The 14,269-nt window shown below is 64.9% G+C and carries 15 protein-coding genes; 9 read left to right on the top strand and 6 right to left on the bottom strand.

Annotated elements, in window-relative coordinates; all coding sequences use genetic code 11:
- The first annotated feature begins 61 nt into the window (after positions 1-61).
- Positions 62-502, top strand: coding sequence for an SRPBCC family protein (locus R4P95_RS10140; protein WP_213572029.1), 441 nt, complete (start codon positions 62-64; stop codon positions 500-502).
- 296 nt (positions 503-798) lie between these two features.
- Here R4P95_RS10140 and R4P95_RS10135 read toward each other — a convergent pair whose 3' ends face one another.
- The 5 genes from R4P95_RS10135 to R4P95_RS10115 all read right to left on the bottom strand — a co-directional run bounded on the left by R4P95_RS10135 (position 799) and on the right by R4P95_RS10115 (position 7,165).
- Positions 799-1,149, bottom strand: coding sequence for a hypothetical protein (locus tag R4P95_RS10135; protein ID WP_317744969.1), 351 nt, complete (start codon positions 1,147-1,149; stop codon positions 799-801).
- Positions 1,150-2,343: 1,194 nt separating this feature from the next.
- Positions 2,344-3,993, bottom strand: a complete 1,650-nt coding sequence (locus R4P95_RS10130) for a glycoside hydrolase family 13 protein (protein ID WP_317744970.1) — start codon at positions 3,991-3,993, stop codon at positions 2,344-2,346.
- A 51-nt stretch (positions 3,994-4,044) separates the two neighbouring features.
- Positions 4,045-4,869 (bottom strand): carbohydrate ABC transporter permease, encoded by an 825-nt coding sequence (locus R4P95_RS10125; RefSeq protein ID WP_109335115.1) that lies wholly within the window; start codon positions 4,867-4,869, stop codon positions 4,045-4,047.
- Positions 4,870-4,871: 2 nt separating this feature from the next.
- The gene (locus tag R4P95_RS10120; protein WP_317744971.1) at positions 4,872-5,819 is read right to left on the bottom strand and encodes a sugar ABC transporter permease; all 948 of its coding nucleotides are present in this window, start codon (positions 5,817-5,819) and stop codon (positions 4,872-4,874) included.
- Positions 5,816-7,165, bottom strand: a complete 1,350-nt coding sequence (locus R4P95_RS10115) for an ABC transporter substrate-binding protein (protein ID WP_317744972.1) — start codon at positions 7,163-7,165, stop codon at positions 5,816-5,818. Before R4P95_RS10115 ends, R4P95_RS10120 begins: the two co-directional genes overlap by 4 nt.
- A 102-nt stretch (positions 7,166-7,267) precedes the next feature.
- Here R4P95_RS10115 and R4P95_RS10110 point away from each other — a divergent pair, with 102 nt between their 5' ends.
- The 8 genes from R4P95_RS10110 (at position 7,268) to R4P95_RS10075 (ending at position 13,439) form a co-directional block, all read left to right on the top strand.
- Complete coding sequence (locus tag R4P95_RS10110; RefSeq protein WP_249353732.1) at positions 7,268-8,392, top strand: LacI family DNA-binding transcriptional regulator; 1,125 nt, start codon at positions 7,268-7,270, stop codon at positions 8,390-8,392.
- Positions 8,389-9,318, top strand: coding sequence for a glycoside hydrolase family 68 protein (locus R4P95_RS10105; protein WP_249353729.1), 930 nt, complete (start codon positions 8,389-8,391; stop codon positions 9,316-9,318). Before R4P95_RS10110 ends, R4P95_RS10105 begins: the two co-directional genes overlap by 4 nt.
- Before the next feature lie 94 nt (positions 9,319-9,412).
- The gene (locus R4P95_RS10100; RefSeq protein WP_213572023.1) at positions 9,413-10,489 is read left to right on the top strand and encodes an ABC transporter ATP-binding protein; all 1,077 of its coding nucleotides are present in this window, start codon (positions 9,413-9,415) and stop codon (positions 10,487-10,489) included.
- Positions 10,490-10,733: 244 nt separating this feature from the next.
- Entirely contained in the window at positions 10,734-10,865 is a 132-nt protein-coding gene (locus tag R4P95_RS10095) for a hypothetical protein (protein WP_283254007.1), read from the top strand.
- Between the two features lie 55 nt (positions 10,866-10,920).
- Positions 10,921-11,535 (top strand): maleylpyruvate isomerase family mycothiol-dependent enzyme, encoded by a 615-nt coding sequence (locus R4P95_RS10090; protein ID WP_317744973.1) that lies wholly within the window; start codon positions 10,921-10,923, stop codon positions 11,533-11,535.
- Positions 11,536-11,702: 167 nt separating this feature from the next.
- Entirely contained in the window at positions 11,703-12,263 is a 561-nt protein-coding gene (locus R4P95_RS10085) for a dihydrofolate reductase family protein (protein ID WP_317744974.1), read from the top strand.
- A 345-nt stretch (positions 12,264-12,608) separates the two neighbouring features.
- Entirely contained in the window at positions 12,609-12,950 is a 342-nt protein-coding gene (locus tag R4P95_RS10080; protein WP_213572020.1) for an ArsR/SmtB family transcription factor, read from the top strand.
- Between the two features lie 3 nt (positions 12,951-12,953).
- A complete protein-coding gene (locus R4P95_RS10075; protein ID WP_213572019.1) occupies positions 12,954-13,439 on the top strand; it encodes an SRPBCC domain-containing protein in 486 nt (161 codons plus the stop codon).
- 100 nt (positions 13,440-13,539) lie between these two features.
- Here R4P95_RS10075 and lexA read toward each other — a convergent pair whose 3' ends face one another.
- Positions 13,540-14,178, bottom strand: coding sequence for a transcriptional repressor LexA (gene lexA / locus R4P95_RS10070; RefSeq protein WP_317745129.1), 639 nt, complete (start codon positions 14,176-14,178; stop codon positions 13,540-13,542).
- Positions 14,179-14,269 lie beyond the last annotated feature (91 nt).

Here is a 14,269-nt window from a genome sequence, read left to right as displayed (position 1 = left end):
GGTCGTTATCACCCGCGCCCAGTTGATGTCACGACGGTGCGAGGTCGCACAGGAGGCCGTCATGATCGAGGTTGAGGACAGCATCGTTATCGCGCGTCCGATCGGCGAAGTGTTCACCTTTGTAGCGGACCAGACCAACGCTCCCCGATGGCAAGAGGGACTGTCGGAGGTCCGCCGAGTTACAGAAGGACCGCCGGGGGTGGGTACCAAGCATGTTGTTGTCCGCAAATTCATGGGGCGGAAGCTCGAGCTGACGAACGAGTACGTGCACTATGAACCGAACACGAAGGTCACCTTCACTGGGGCTTCGGGACCAAGTCGTTTCGAGGCGGAGTATCTGATCAATACGACTGCCGAGGGAACCCGATTGACATGCCGCATGCAGATGGAGCAGAAAGGCCTCTTCAAACTCGGTGACCCGCTGGTCGCGGCCAGCCTCCGCCGAGAATTCGCCGCGAACCTCCGGAATCTCAAGGCCCTTCTCGAAACCACAGCAGATTAGCGCGCAAATGCCCGGACCGCACGACAGACCGGATGATGCCCGCACCGATCATGGTGGGCACACCCACGAAGCGGATCCGCTTCCGGATCGAGTCTCAGCGACCTGGATTCGGTAAACATGCCCGCTCAGCGTTTGGCAAAAGCGAATCACTAAGGAAGAGGGGGGCGTACGGCCGGTTTGCTCAGCTCGGACGGTCAGCTCAGCGGTGGTGAACGCTGACAGCAGCCGACAGCGCCCGTGTCCGGCCCGGGTGGCGCGGACATCGACCAAAGGCTGTCGCGGTCGCGCTCAGTTGATCAACGAGCCGACTGAGCCGGTGGTCTTACCTGCGACGGCGTTCCGTAGAACCCGTAAGTGGTCTGGTACGCGGTACCGAGCAGCTTGTTTGATGCGTCGTACACCTTGCAGGATTCTTCCCGGTTGTTGCCGACCTTCTTAGTCGCGTGAACGCCGAGCACCGCCCCACTGGCATATGCCCCGGGATGGGCGACGCATGTTTCCTGGAATGTTGCTGCCTGGGCGGCGGGCGCGGTCACGGCCATCGAGCCGACTGTCGCGGCGGTGGCGATCAGGGCGCTCGCCGCGACTCGACGCCAGCGTGAGGAGGAGGTGTTGGCGGCGGTACGGACGGTGATGGTGGGGATCATGTGTTGGCTCCGTAGGTTCGGCGGCCATGTGGACGCTGCAGCAAGCCTGCGGCACAACCGGTAGCTGCGACAGGTACCCGAGGGTGACCGTCGCGCACCCTACGAAAAGCGTGGATCTATGGGACCACGGAGTCGGCCGACACCTGATGGACCCGATCATGGGCCGATTCGAGGCGTGGGATACCCGCCATGTCGGCCTCTTCACATTTGCCCACAGCCCGAAGCAGCTCGAGTTGTATCACCGGTACGGCTTTTGGCCACGGTTCCTCACGGCCGTGATGGGCAAGCGCGTGGCCGACCGGGCGGCACGCCGCCGTCGACGTATGCCACGGTCCCCGCCGGGATAGCCCCGAATGCCTGGCGTTGTGCCGGGCGCTGACCGATCGGGTGTACGCGGGGATGAACCTCCCCGCACCTACGCCTACGGACGCATGATCAACCGCGGTTACCGGACCGGACTGCAGGTTGTGGCGATGCATCGTCCCCAACGAATCCGGCTACAACCGTACAGACACGTAGGTGATCGATGACTGGCGTTGAGTCGCGGAGTTGGCGGCGCATCCGCCACAACAATCACGGGAAGGTCCCTTTCGTCGGATAAACGGTTCGTCGAGGTGGCTGAAGTGCTGCTGCCCCGGTGGCTATGGGACGTGCGGTCTCCGTCCGCCCTGGAAGGTCGAGGTGATCGCTGGGCAAAATGAGGGCGCATAGTTCGACGAGTTGTATGCCGTTGTGCCAGTGTGTGTTTGCTCGTCACCGTCTGGGATGTCTTTCCGGGCGTGCCGTTGTCCGAGTGGCGGGCGGCGGAAAGGCGGCGGCGAGTTGGTCTGCGTCATACGGGCGGCGTCGGCGACCACGAAGGATTTCCCACAGTTTGTCGACGAAACGTGATGTCGACATGCCGAAGTGGTGGAATGTCTCCTCGGCGGGGGCTCCACCATATGGCGCCCAGATTCGGGCGAAGCGGAGGATCTCTTCAACCTCCCGATCGAGCGGTGGTGGTGACGCTGAGCTGATCGGCCATCGACGATGGCGGCGCGTGCTGTGATTATGGCGATTGTCGGCCACCGTGTCGTGGGGCTGGTTGGTGGATGGGTGTGGTCGGGGGTGTGGGTTCACCGCGGGTCCTTCCTGGTCCGGTCTCGGGCTGTCTCTGCCCGACACGTTCTTCGGTAGTGTGGGCGCGTCACCGCCCTATCGGTGTGTGCGCAGCCAGACGGCGGTGTCCGGTGGCAAATAGCCGACATCGGTCAGGTCGGCGGAGGCGAGCAGGACAGTGGTGTCCGGATCGATTGCAAGCGGTTGTCGAGACAGGTTCACGACGCACCGAAACGACGGCCCGCGGTCGAAGGCGAGGACATCGGTGGGCATGGGTAGCCAGGCGAAGCAGTTGCCGCGTAGGGCGGGCAGGGTGCGGCGGTAGTGAAGTGCGGTGCGGTAGAGGGTGAGCATCGAGTCGGGGTCGTTGGATTCGGCGGCCACGGTCTTCGATTTCCAGATGTCTGGCTGCGGAAGCCACGGTTGGGTCCCGCTGTTGTTGAATCCGAAGGGTGGGAGGTCACCGTGCCACGGCAGCGGGACCCGGCATCCGTCGCGGCCGCGGATGGTGTGCCCGGAGCGTTCCCAGGTGGGGTCCTGCAGCAGCTCTTCGGGGAGATCGGTTACTTCCTCGAGGCCGAGTTCTTCGCCCTGGTAGAGGTAGGCGCCGCCGGGCAGGGAGAGCATGAGAAGTGCTGCGGCGCGGGCGCGTCGGGTGCCGAGAACGAGGTCGGAGTCGGTGCCGGCGATCAGGGTCATGGGCAAGGTGCTGGTGTCGGCGCGTCCGAATCGGGTGAGGTGGCGGGTCTCGTCGTGGCTCGACAGCACCCAGGTGGCGGGCGCGCCGACCTCGCGGAGCGCGTTGCGGCTGCGGTCGATGGCGTCGCGTAGCGCTGCCGGGTTCCAGCCCGCTCGGGGAAAGTCGAAGTTGAAGGCGGTGTGCAGTTCGTCCGGGCGCACGTATCGGGCGAGGCGCTCGGGGCTGCGGACGATCGCTTCGGCGACGAACATGCGGTCGGGCCCGTATGTGTCGGCGATGATGCGGAATTCGCGCAGGATGCTGTGCACTTCGTCGACGTCCCAGTGTGGGTTGTCGACCCAAGTGCTGGATTCGAATCGGGCTCCGGGCGGGTGGCCCGCGTCCGGGAGTCCGGGGACCTTGGCCATGGCCGATACGGCGTCGATGCGCATGCCGTCGACGCCGCGGTCGAACCAGAACCGCAGGATGTCGGTGAATTCGGAGCGGACCTCAGGGTTGGTCCAGTCGAGGTCGGGTTGTTCGGGTGCGAACAGGTGCAGGTACCACTGGCCAGGTTGTCCGTCGGGTCTGGTGGTGCGGGTCCATGCCGGTCCGCCGAAGGCGCTGATCCAGTCGTTCGGAGGAAGTTCGCCCTCGTCGCCGCGCCCGTCGCGGAAGAAGTACCGGGCGCGCTCTCGGGAATAGGGAGCGGTGTGCAGGGCGTCCTGGAACCAGGGGTGCATGTCGGAGGTGTGGTTGGCGGGAAGGTCGATGATGACGCGGAGTCCGGCGGCGTGGGCGGCGGTTACCAGGGTGTCGGCGTCGTCGAGGGTGCCGAAGAGCGGGTCGATGTCGCGGAAGTCGGCGATGTCGTAGCCGCCGTCCGCCATCGGTGATCGGTACCAGGGGGTGATCCATACGGCGTCGATGCCGAGGTCGACGAGATAGGGCAAGCGGTCCTGGAGGCCTTTGATGTCTCCGATCCCGTCTCCGTTGGCGTCGGCGAAGCTGCGCAGGTACACCTGGTAGATGACGGCGTCGTGCCACCACTGACGTGTTGTGGGCATGGTTTCCCCTGAAGGTGTGTGTGAAAGTGGGCGTTCGAAATCCGGAGGCGGTCAGCCCTTCACGGCGCCTGCGATCATCGCCTTGACGAAGTGGCGCTGAAACAGCAGGAACACCACGACAGTTGGTGCCATGATCAATAGCGATCCAGCGTTGAGGAGGACGACGTCGGTGGAGTATTGGCCGACGAAGTTCTGCAGTGCGCCCGCCATGGTGCGTTTGCTGGGGTCGTCGATGAGGACGATGGCTTGGAGGAAGGTGTTCCAGGTCCACAGGAACAGCAGTAGGCACAGTGAGGCCAGCGCCGGGACGGCGAGCGGAATTTGGATGTGCCGGAAGGCCTGCCAAGGGCCCGCCCCGTCGAGGTCTGCGGCCTCGGTGAGCTCTTTCGGCATCGACAGGAAATGGGCACGCATCCAGAAGACGGCGAACGGCATGAACGTGCCGATCAGCACCAGGATGAGTCCGAGTCGGGTATTGAGCAGGTTCATCTCGCGCAGCTGGTAGTAGAGGGGAACGATCGTTGCTTCCTTCGGGAGGGTCAACCCGAGCAGCAGGAGCAGAAAGACGACGGTGCCGCCGGGGATCTTCAGCTGCCCGAGCGCGTAACCGGCCATGGCGGCGAACAGAGCTGCGACCGGGACCACGCCGGCGACGAGGATGATGCTCGAGACCAGAAGGGGGGTCACCTCGGCGACGCGCCAGGCGTCGAGGAAGTTGTGCCATTGCGGGTTCGCCGGCCACGACAGCCCGAGTGGGACGGTGCCCTGGGGCTGCAGTGCCGCCGTCAGCATGCTGAGTAACGGCAGGATCGAGAAGATCATGGTGCCGAACAGCAGAACAAGTCCGGGTATGCGTTCACGAACGGAGGTTTTCATGCTCATTTCTCTCTGAAGAATCGCTGGATCGGCAGGATCACCAGCAGAATCAGCCCGGTAAGGACGACGGCGAGCGCACTGGCGAGGCCGACCCGGGATTCGGTGAAACCGAGTTGGTAGACGAGGACACCGGGAACGGTGGTCGCGTAGCCGGGTCCGCCCTGGGTGGACATGAACACGATGTCGAAGCTGGCGAGAGCGGCGATGATGGTGACGGTGACGCAGACGCCGATTTCGGCCCGGAGGGCGGGAACAGTGACGTATCGGAAGGTGCTGAAGAAGCCGGCGCCGTCTATCCGGGCGGCTTCGTAGATCGAGATGTCGATTTTGCCGATGCCCGCCATGAGCAGGATGGTGCAGAAGCCGAGTCCCAGCCAGGTGCCGATGATCCCGACAGCGGGCAGTGCCCAGTCGAAGTCGCCGAGCCAGGAGCGGGTGAGTCCGCCCAGACCGACGGCGGAGAGCAGTTGGTTCACGGTGCCGTTGCTCGAGAACATCCATACCCAGGCAACGGCCGCGGCCGCGCCAGGGATGATCTGCGGCAGGAAAAGCATGGTGCGGGTAAGGGTTCCGAGGCCGCGGATGCGGATTTCCTGGAGCAGAGCGGCGACGAGAAGGCCGCCGATCACCGGGAGGACGGTGAAGAATGCGATGAGGAAGAACGCGTGCCCGATCGAGGACAGCAGTTGCGGGTCGGTGAGTACGCGGCGGTAGTTGCCCAGCCCTACCCAGCTGCCGACAGATATCCCATCCCAGTTGTAGAGGGAGTACCAGATGGTAGTCAGGAGCGGACGGAGCACGAAGACGGTGTACACCGTCGCGGCGGGCAGGACGAACAGCCATCCGGTCAGTGCCCGTTTGGCGTGGGAGCCCCGCCTTGCCCGGGTTGCTGCACGGTGCGGGAACGCCCCGGCAGGGGCTGCCTGGGGGGTATGTGCTGTGGAGGTCATCTCAGGAGGTCCTGCTCGTAGGCGGATTGGACGGCGGCCATCATCTCGTCGGGCGTCGTTCGTCCGGCGACGAGCATCTGGACCTGCGGTAACCAGGTGCCAGACATGCCGTTGGTGGCGTTCTGGACGAACTGCACCTGACCGCCGGAGGCGACCAACCTGCTGAAGGCCACCTGGATCTGGGAACCCAGCGAGCCGGGTGCGGTGGCCGGGACTTCGCCGGTGCCGGACGGGGCGAAGCCGGCGTCGACCGCGACCTGCCGGCCGGCGTCGGAGCGGAGGAAGTTCAGGAAGGCCGCTGCGGCATTCTTGTCGTCCGACCCCGCGGGAATCGCGAAGTTCGACACCGGGTCGGACATGGCAAGGGCGGGTGCCCCGGCAGGCGCGGGTGGGAGGGTGAAGCCAACGTTCTCGCCCATCTTCGTCTGCAGGGTCGCGGCATCCCAGTTCCCGGAGACGTAGAACAGTGCTTCGCCGGCGGCGAACCGTCCGGCGGCGGTGGTGGCGTCGGTGCCGTTGGTGTCGCTGGGGAAGTAGCCCTTCTCCGCCCAATCGGCAACGACCGCAGCCGCGTCGACCCCGGCGGGGGTGTCGAGGGTGGCGCCGGGAGCGTTGAAGACCCACTCGTTGACCGTGTCCTGGCCGAGGGCGGTGTTCAGCATCATCTGCACCAGGAATGTGACCTGCGCGCTCTTGTTACCGGCCATGACAGGGATCAGTCCGGCAGTCTTCGCCGCCGCCAGAGCATGCTCGAATTGCTCGACGGTGGTTGGCGGTGAGGTCATTCCGATGCGGGTCGCGAGGTCCTTGTTGTAGTAGAGCCCCGTCAGGGTGAACCCGCTCGCCATCGTGTACTGCGGGCCGGTGCCGCGCACACCGTTCGCACCGACGCGGTACATGGCCATCTGCTCCTGCGGTAGCTCGTTCCAGCCGTAGGCGTCGGCCCACGGATCGAGTTCGGTGAGCTGGTGGTTGGCCACCGCGGCGGGCAGCGCGATGATCCGCGCGATGTCCGGCGGATTCTCCGACGCGAGCACCCGCGGGGCGTTGACGGCCTGAACCTCGTCTGGGTCGTAGCGCGCCGTGATGGTCACGTTCGGATGGCGTGCGGTGAACGCCGCGATCATCGCCTCATCGATCTTTTTCAAGCCTGCCCCGTCGTACAAGGTCAACTCGATCGGGTCGATGCCGAGATCGATATTCACCGGTATCGGGTCGGTCGGTGCGGTCACGGTGTTGCCGCTGCCCGGCGGCGCGCACGCCACCACAGTCGGCAGCATCGCGGCGCCCGCTAGGGCGACGAACCTGCGCGCCCACCGGGGCCGGGTCGAGTGGTGTGAGTCCATAACTCCTCCGCATTGAGACGCGCATCACATTTCGGAAGCGCTTCCGCAGCATATGTCGGAAGCGCTTCCGAAATCAAGGTCGTTCGCGCTACCATCAGCCTTGTGTCCGATCGACCTGCACCTTTGAGCCTCAGTGACGTCGCCCGCGAAGCCGGGGTCTCGCTGACCACAGCCTCACGCGCCCTCAACGACTCGTATGGCGTCTCCGCGGCCACGAAGGCGAAAGTTCTCGCCACCGCCCGCCGCCTCGACTACGTCATCTCCCCGGACGCGGTGCGCCTGGCCGGTGGCCCGACCCGGCGGGTGGCGTTGGTCGTTCCCCACATCGAGCGCTGGTTTTTCGGCGAGATGGTCAATGGAATCGAGAGGGTGCTCGCATCAGCAAACTTCGACCTGTTGCTGTACCAGGTCGGCGGCCCCGAGGATCGCCAGGACTTCTTCACCCGGTTGCCCGCTCGGCGGAAGGTCGACGCAGTCGTGGTGGTCGCGTTTCCAGTGGACCAGCGCGAACGCGAACGGCTCGCACTGATGGGCGTCGGTATCGTCGCCGCCGGCGGCCAGAACGCCGACTACCCCTACGTCTGCATCGACGACTACCACGCCGGGCGGCTCGCCGTCGACCACCTCCTGGAGTTGGGCCACCGGCGGATCGCCATGATCGCCGCCCACGATCCCGATCAGCCCGGGTGGCCGGCACGTTCCGGTCGATCGGAGGCGTATGTCGACGCACTGACCGCCGCGGGCATCCCTGTGGACCACGCGCTCGTCCGCGACGTCGACTGGGGCGGTATCAACGCCGCAGAGGCGATGGCCGACATCCTCGAGGCCACCCAGGAGGATCCCCCGACCGCCGTGTTCGCGCACAGCGACGAACTCGCCCTCGGAGCGATTCGAACACTGCGCCGCCGGGGCTTGCGGATTCCCGAGGACGTCTCCGTGGTCGGAATCGATGACCATCCGCTCGCCGCACTCACCGACCTCACCACCGTGCACCAATCCGTCCGCGAACAGGGCGAGATCGCCGCCCGACTCGTCCTCGACACACTCGCCCCCACTCCAGACGGTGACGCCCCCACCGCCGTCACCGCACCGACCACACTCGTCGTCCGCGGCAGCACCGGACCCGCACCGGATCACGCTCGGTCACTCGCGGCTTCTTCCGACGACCCACACCCCGAACTTTCCGGTAGCCGCCCCGCGGTTCCCGGGCATCCCAAGGAGACATGATGCGACTCGCCCTTCCCGATCACTGGGTCTGGGATAGTTGGATGACCGACGACGGCACCGATTACCACCTGTTCTTTCTCCGGGCCTCGCGCGCCCTCCAGGACCGCGAACGCCGCCACTACCGCGCGACCATCGGTCACGCGACGTCTCCGGACGGCGAGGCATGGACCCTCACCGCCGACGCGCTGGCGCCCTCCGATGCCCCGGCCTTCGATGACCTTGCCACCTGGACCGGCTCCGTCGTCCGCGGCGCGGACGGGCTCTGGAGCATGTTCTACACCGGGGTGAGCCGGGCCGAGAACGGCCTCAAACAACGCATCGGCCGGGCGACCTCCACCGACTTGCTGAGCTGGACCAAGGACCCCGACCTCGTCCTCGAGGCCGACAGCCGCTGGTACGAACTCCTCGGCGAGGGCACCTGGCCGGACGAAGCGTGGCGCGATCCGTATGTCTTCGAACATGCCGGTCAGTGGCACATGCTGATCACCGCCCGGGCCGATGTCGGCGATCCCGAGGGCCGCGCCGTCGTGGGCCACGCGACCAGCGACGACCTGAGCCACTGGCGCATCGAACCCCCACTCTCGACTCCAGCCGGGTTCGGCGAGATGGAAGTCCTGCAGGCGCACACCGTCAACGGGAAGCCGATTTTGTTGTTTTCCTGCGCACCCAAGAACACCAGCCTTCACGCGGGGCACGATGCGGGGACCTGGATCGCCGAGGGACAGTCCCTGCTCGGACCGTGGAAAGTCACCGACGCGACGAATGTCGATACCGCGGACCTGTACGCGGTGCAGATGCGGCGGACACGAAACGGCAACTGGATGACCTGGGGATTCGACAACACCGACGGGCCGCAATTCGGCACCATCACGTCCTCGAGCTACTTACCGCACACCGACACAGAAAGTCCGACACCGGCGACCTGACACCACCCATACCCCACGCGCTACAGGCGCACCAACCCACCTCACTCACTCGGATCGTCCGGCACGTTCCTGCCGGTGGAGGGATTCATTTCTCATGGCAACAATCACCTATGACCGCGCGACCAGACTCTTCCCCGGGTCCGACGTCCCGGCGGTCGACCAACTCGACCTGCATATCGAGGACGGCGAGTTCCTTGTTCTCGTAGGCCCGTCCGGCTGCGGCAAGTCCACGTCGCTGCGGATGCTCGCCGGCCTCGAGGAGGTCGACGGCGGCCGGATCCTGATCGGTGGCCGCGACGTCACGAATTCCGAACCCAAGGACCGCGACATCGCGATGGTCTTCCAGAACTACGCGCTCTACCCGCACATGAGCGTCGCCGAGAACATGGGTTTCGCCCTCAAACTCGCCGGCACAGACAAGTCTGAAATCCGCAGGCGGGTCGGGGAAGCCGCCGACATGCTCGACCTCCGCGACTATCTGGACCGCAAACCCAAGGCGCTGTCGGGTGGGCAGCGGCAGCGAGTTGCCATGGGGCGAGCCATCGTTCGCCAGCCACAGGTATTCCTCATGGACGAGCCGTTGTCCAATCTCGACGCCAAGCTGCGCGTACAAACCCGCACCCAGATCGCACAGTTGCAGCGGCGTCTCGGCACCACCACCGTCTACGTCACCCACGACCAGGTCGAGGCGATGACGATGGGTGACAGGGTCGCCGTGCTCAAGGGCGGAATCCTGCAGCAGTGCGCGAGCCCCCGCGAGTTGTACCGGCGCCCGGTGAACGTGTTCGTCGCCGGATTTATGGGCTCTCCCTCGATGAACTTGTTCACGCTACCCGTTACCGATGGGGGAATCAGCTTCGGCGATCAGCTCATTCAGGTGCCCAGGAACACGCTGGCGGCCGCAGGCCGCGAGGTGGTCCTCGGGATCCGACCCGAGCACATCGAACTCGCCGACTCCGGGCACGAAATCGAGATCGACGTAGTAGAAGAACTCGGCTCGGAAGCCTTCATCTTCGGACGCACTCGGGTGGGCCGACGGCACGAACCAATCGTGGCCCGAGTCGACTGGCGCAACCCCCCGGAGAAAGGCCAGGTCGTGCACGCCCGCATCGACGCCTCCCACGCCCACGTCTTCGCCACCACCCCCGACGGTGCACGGCTATCGAAATAGCAGACGCCGCAACTGGGGCTTCATGCCTCATCGTCACAACCGTCATCGACTTCGAACGCAGCACGTGGACGGCCCAGCATTGGTCTCCCGCACTGACCTTCACTGACCAGTCGATCTCGCCGGCGGGCGGCCCCTGCCGCCCGCCGGGGCATCAGACCGAGGTGGAGTCGCACGACGCTGTTGTTTGCGGAGCCGTCATCGTCGGTGAGCGAGGTGATCTGGCTGAACGTGGCCGTAGAAAATCATGAGTAGCCCGACAGCCCGATCGACGGGAGAGCGTGTCGTCGTGCAGCAGACTGCGGGCAGGCACCCAGCGGATGCCCCCGTCGGCGAAGACTTCCCGATCTCGACAGGGATCGTCTACGACGGTTGGTAGGACGGCGACGGGCCCAGGCCAGCCGGGAACGGACAGTCTTTGCCAGACTGTCTTCATGAATGCTGTCTGGCCGATGGTGCATGCGGAGCGTGCGGCGCTGATCGATGACCTCACCCACCTCACCGACGACCAATGGGCCCTGCCCTCGCTGTGCGGCGACTGGACCGTGCACGACGTCGCCGCACACCTCATCAACAACGCGAAGACCACCCGACTCGGCATCGTGCGCAACATGGTCCGAGCGCGTTTCGACTTCAATCGCCAGAACGCCCAGGGCGTCGAACGTGAACGCGGCGCCACACCCCAGCAGACGCTCGCCCGACTTCAGCAGGTAGCCAACTACACGTCGACGCCGCCGGCACCGCTCGACAGCAGACTGGTGGAAGAGGTCGTCCATGGCGAAGACATCCGACGGCCGCTGGGCATCAACCGTACCTATCCGTCGGAGGCGGTCGTCAGGTCGTTGCAGTACCAGGCGCGGACCCCGGTGTCCCTGGGCGGGGCGAAACAACTCATTGCCCCCGTCCGATTGCGGGCCACCGACGCAGACGTGACGATCGGTGATGGCCCAGAAGTCTGTGGCCCGGCACTCTCCCTGCTCTTGGCGATATCGGGGCGCAAGTCGGCGCTGGGTGACTTGGACGGACCCGGAGTACCTGCGCTGAAGTGATCACGCCCGTGGCGTCCTCAGCACCAATCCGCCTGCGGAACGACCCGTCCGCGCGCGCAAAGTCGGCCTGGTTGCCCCACTGATGGTTCCGGACCAATACGTCTCTCAGTCAGAGCGTTTCGGCTGAACGACGGCTGCGCGTGCTCGTGGGCGTTATCGTTGCTCGCGTGGGCAAGCTGATCTATTCGTTCCTGGCGTCGCTCGACGGCTACATCGCCGACCGTGCCGGCGCCTTCGATTGGGCCGTCCCCGACGAGGACGTACTCGACTTCATCAATGTCGCCGAGCGGGAGGTAGGGACATACCTCTACGGCCGCACTATGTACGAGATGATGACTGGGTGGGAGAACGATCCGGCAGTGGCCGCCCAGTCACCCATGAGCGCAGAGTTCGCCCAGATTTGGCAGGCGGCCGAGAAAGTCGTCTTCTCGCGTAGTCTCGACTCGGTTTCCACGACACGCACGCGGATCGAACGCACCTTCGACCCGGGTCTGGTGCGGGACCTCAAGGCCACTACGGCGAAGGACCTCAACGTGTCCGGCGCCACCCTTGCTGCCTCCGCATGGAAGGCACGGCTGATCGACGAGTGCCACCTGTACCTTGCGCCCATGCTGGTCGGTGGCGGTAAGCGGATGTTCCCGGACGACATCCGACATTCGCTGGAACTGCTCGACGAACGCCGGTTCCGCAACGGCATGGTCTTCCTCCGCTATGCCGTAAAGACATGAGTCAACGCTGAGGGTTCCAAGCCAGGTGGTGACAAATTATGTCGAAGCCTTTGCGCGAGAATGATTTGTGAGCCGCACGCCGGGAGTGCCCGGTGTTCAGGTGCAGTTGGGCGCAGCCACGAAGGCCGGTTTGTTCCTGGAGGTGCTCGAGTTGTTTGGCTCCCAGCCCCGTGCCACATCGTTCGGGTAGTGCGATGAGGTCGGCGATCAGGACGGCTCACTCTTTCACGGCCTCGCGTCGGCGAAAGCCCCCGATCGGCAAATGGGAAGGCGCTCCCCCGCCTACCCGCATCCGAGAACCGACCACGCCTTGCACATACAACCAATCGGTTGTATATTTCGAGTGTGTCAGAAAGAGACGAGGATCAGGCCGATGCCCTGTTCCACGCGCTATCCGACCGAACGAGGCGCGACATCATGCGTCGCGTACTGGCCGGCGAGCATTCCGTCTCGGCACTCGCAGCGAAGTACGACATGAGCTTCGCTGCGGTACAAAAGCACGTCGCAGTCCTCGAGAAGTCCGGTTTACTCGTGAAACGACGCAGTGGCCGTGAACAACTCGCCAGGGGCGATGTCGAAGCAGTGCGCGCGGTGTCGTCCATGCTCGTCGAGCTGGAACAAGTCTGGCGTGGGCGGATCGCACGCATCGACGAACTGATCGCAACGCAACCTCAACGGAAGGAATGAACGATGCCTGTCACCAATGTCAGCCACGACATCGATGCACTGACCCTGACCATCACCGCCGAGTTCGCGGCGCCTCGGGAGCGAATCTGGCAGATCTATGCCGATCCTCGCCAGCTCGAGAAGATTTGGGGTCCGCCGACGTACCCGGCAACAGTGGTCGACCATGAGTTCACCCCGGGCGGTCGGGTCACCTATTACATGACCGGCCCCGAGGGCGACAAGCATGCGGGCTACTGGAATATCATTTCCATCGATGAGCCGACCGGCTTCAGCTTCACCGACGGATTCGCCGATGCGGATTTCAGCCCGATCGAATCAATGCCAGTGTCCACCAACGATTTCTCCTTCCGTGAGGAGGACGGCAGCACCATCGCCACCTACGTGAGCACCTACGCAACTGCCGAAGGTCTCCAGCAGGTGCTCGACATGGGCGTGGTCGAGGGTGCCTCGCAGGCGATCGGCCAGATCGACGACCTCATCAAAAGTTGAGGCTGCCTGGTCACCACAGTGGCCGATCTCGTCGCCTCGCCTTTCACGTGCGAGGCGACGAGCCGGCACCACGAGTTGCATCGTTCAAGTTGCACGAACCTCAGATGCGGCGCATCACCGATACCACCTTGCCCAGGACGACTGCGTCGTCACCGTCAATCGCGGCATAGGCGGAATTGCGGGGCTCGAGGAAGACGTGGCCGTCGCGGCGCCGGAGCACCTTGACTGTGGCCTCGCCATCAATCATCGCGGCGACGATCTCGCCGGAGTGGGCTTCGTCCTGGCGGCGCACCACGACGACATCGCCATCGCAGATCGCGGCGTCGATCATCGATTCGCCGCGCACCCGCAAGCCGAAGACGGTGCCGGAGCCGACGAGCTCGCGAGGGAGTGTCAGTGTCTCATCGGCGTGCTCTTCCGCGAGGATCGGTGCGCCGGCGGCGATGTCGCCGACCACCGGTACCGTCACATTGTTGTCGGACGAGCGACCCTGCTTCGCCTCGGTGAGGAACGGGCGCACGTCCAATTGCCGAGCCATGGCCGAACCCCGGCGAAGAAAGCCCCTCTCCTCGAGACTTTTCAGATTCTTGGACACCGACGACGTCGACCGCAGGCCCACCGCATCCCCGATCTGCCGGGTGCTCGGCGGGCATCCATGTGCAGCCACCCAGTCCCGGATCGTTGCCAGGATCCGCTGCTGGCGGGGTGGCAGGGTGGAGGCGTCGAGGCCGCCGAACATGTCGAGATCGTCGTAATCGGTCACCGGAGAATGGTAGGGGGTGGCCACTGATCGCCGCGAAGGCCTCTACTTCTCTCCCTAATTGCTCCGG

This window comes from Rhodococcus sp. IEGM 27, from assembly GCF_033142305.1.
GTDB lineage: Bacteria > Actinomycetota > Actinomycetes > Mycobacteriales > Mycobacteriaceae > Rhodococcus_F > Rhodococcus_F oxybenzonivorans.
Note: the sequence above shows the minus strand (reverse complement) of the source record. Positions and strands in the feature narration are given on the sequence as shown.

What these genes read in the sequence shown, in the direction of transcription:
- R4P95_RS10140 (WP_213572029.1), top strand. Translation starts at nt 62, where the DNA reads ATGATCGAGGTTGAGGACAGCATCGTTATCGCGCGTCCGATCGGCGAA.
- R4P95_RS10135 (WP_317744969.1), bottom strand. Translation starts at nt 1,149, where the DNA reads ATGATCCCCACCATCACCGTCCGTACCGCCGCCAACACCTCCTCCTCA.
- R4P95_RS10130 (WP_317744970.1), bottom strand. Translation starts at nt 3,993, where the DNA reads ATGCCCACAACACGTCAGTGGTGGCACGACGCCGTCATCTACCAGGTG.
- R4P95_RS10125 (WP_109335115.1), bottom strand. Translation starts at nt 4,869, where the DNA reads ATGAAAACCTCCGTTCGTGAACGCATACCCGGACTTGTTCTGCTGTTC.
- R4P95_RS10120 (WP_317744971.1), bottom strand. Translation starts at nt 5,819, where the DNA reads ATGACCTCCACAGCACATACCCCCCAGGCAGCCCCTGCCGGGGCGTTC.
- R4P95_RS10115 (WP_317744972.1), bottom strand. Translation starts at nt 7,165, where the DNA reads ATGGACTCACACCACTCGACCCGGCCCCGGTGGGCGCGCAGGTTCGTC.
- R4P95_RS10105 (WP_249353729.1), top strand. Translation starts at nt 8,389, where the DNA reads ATGATGCGACTCGCCCTTCCCGATCACTGGGTCTGGGATAGTTGGATG.
- R4P95_RS10100 (WP_213572023.1), top strand. Translation starts at nt 9,413, where the DNA reads ATGGCAACAATCACCTATGACCGCGCGACCAGACTCTTCCCCGGGTCC.
- R4P95_RS10095 (WP_283254007.1), top strand. Translation starts at nt 10,734, where the DNA reads ATGAGTAGCCCGACAGCCCGATCGACGGGAGAGCGTGTCGTCGTGCAG.
- R4P95_RS10090 (WP_317744973.1), top strand. Translation starts at nt 10,921, where the DNA reads ATGAATGCTGTCTGGCCGATGGTGCATGCGGAGCGTGCGGCGCTGATC.
- R4P95_RS10075 (WP_213572019.1), top strand. Translation starts at nt 12,954, where the DNA reads ATGCCTGTCACCAATGTCAGCCACGACATCGATGCACTGACCCTGACC.
- lexA (WP_317745129.1), bottom strand. Translation starts at nt 14,178, where the DNA reads ATGTTCGGCGGCCTCGACGCCTCCACCCTGCCACCCCGCCAGCAGCGG.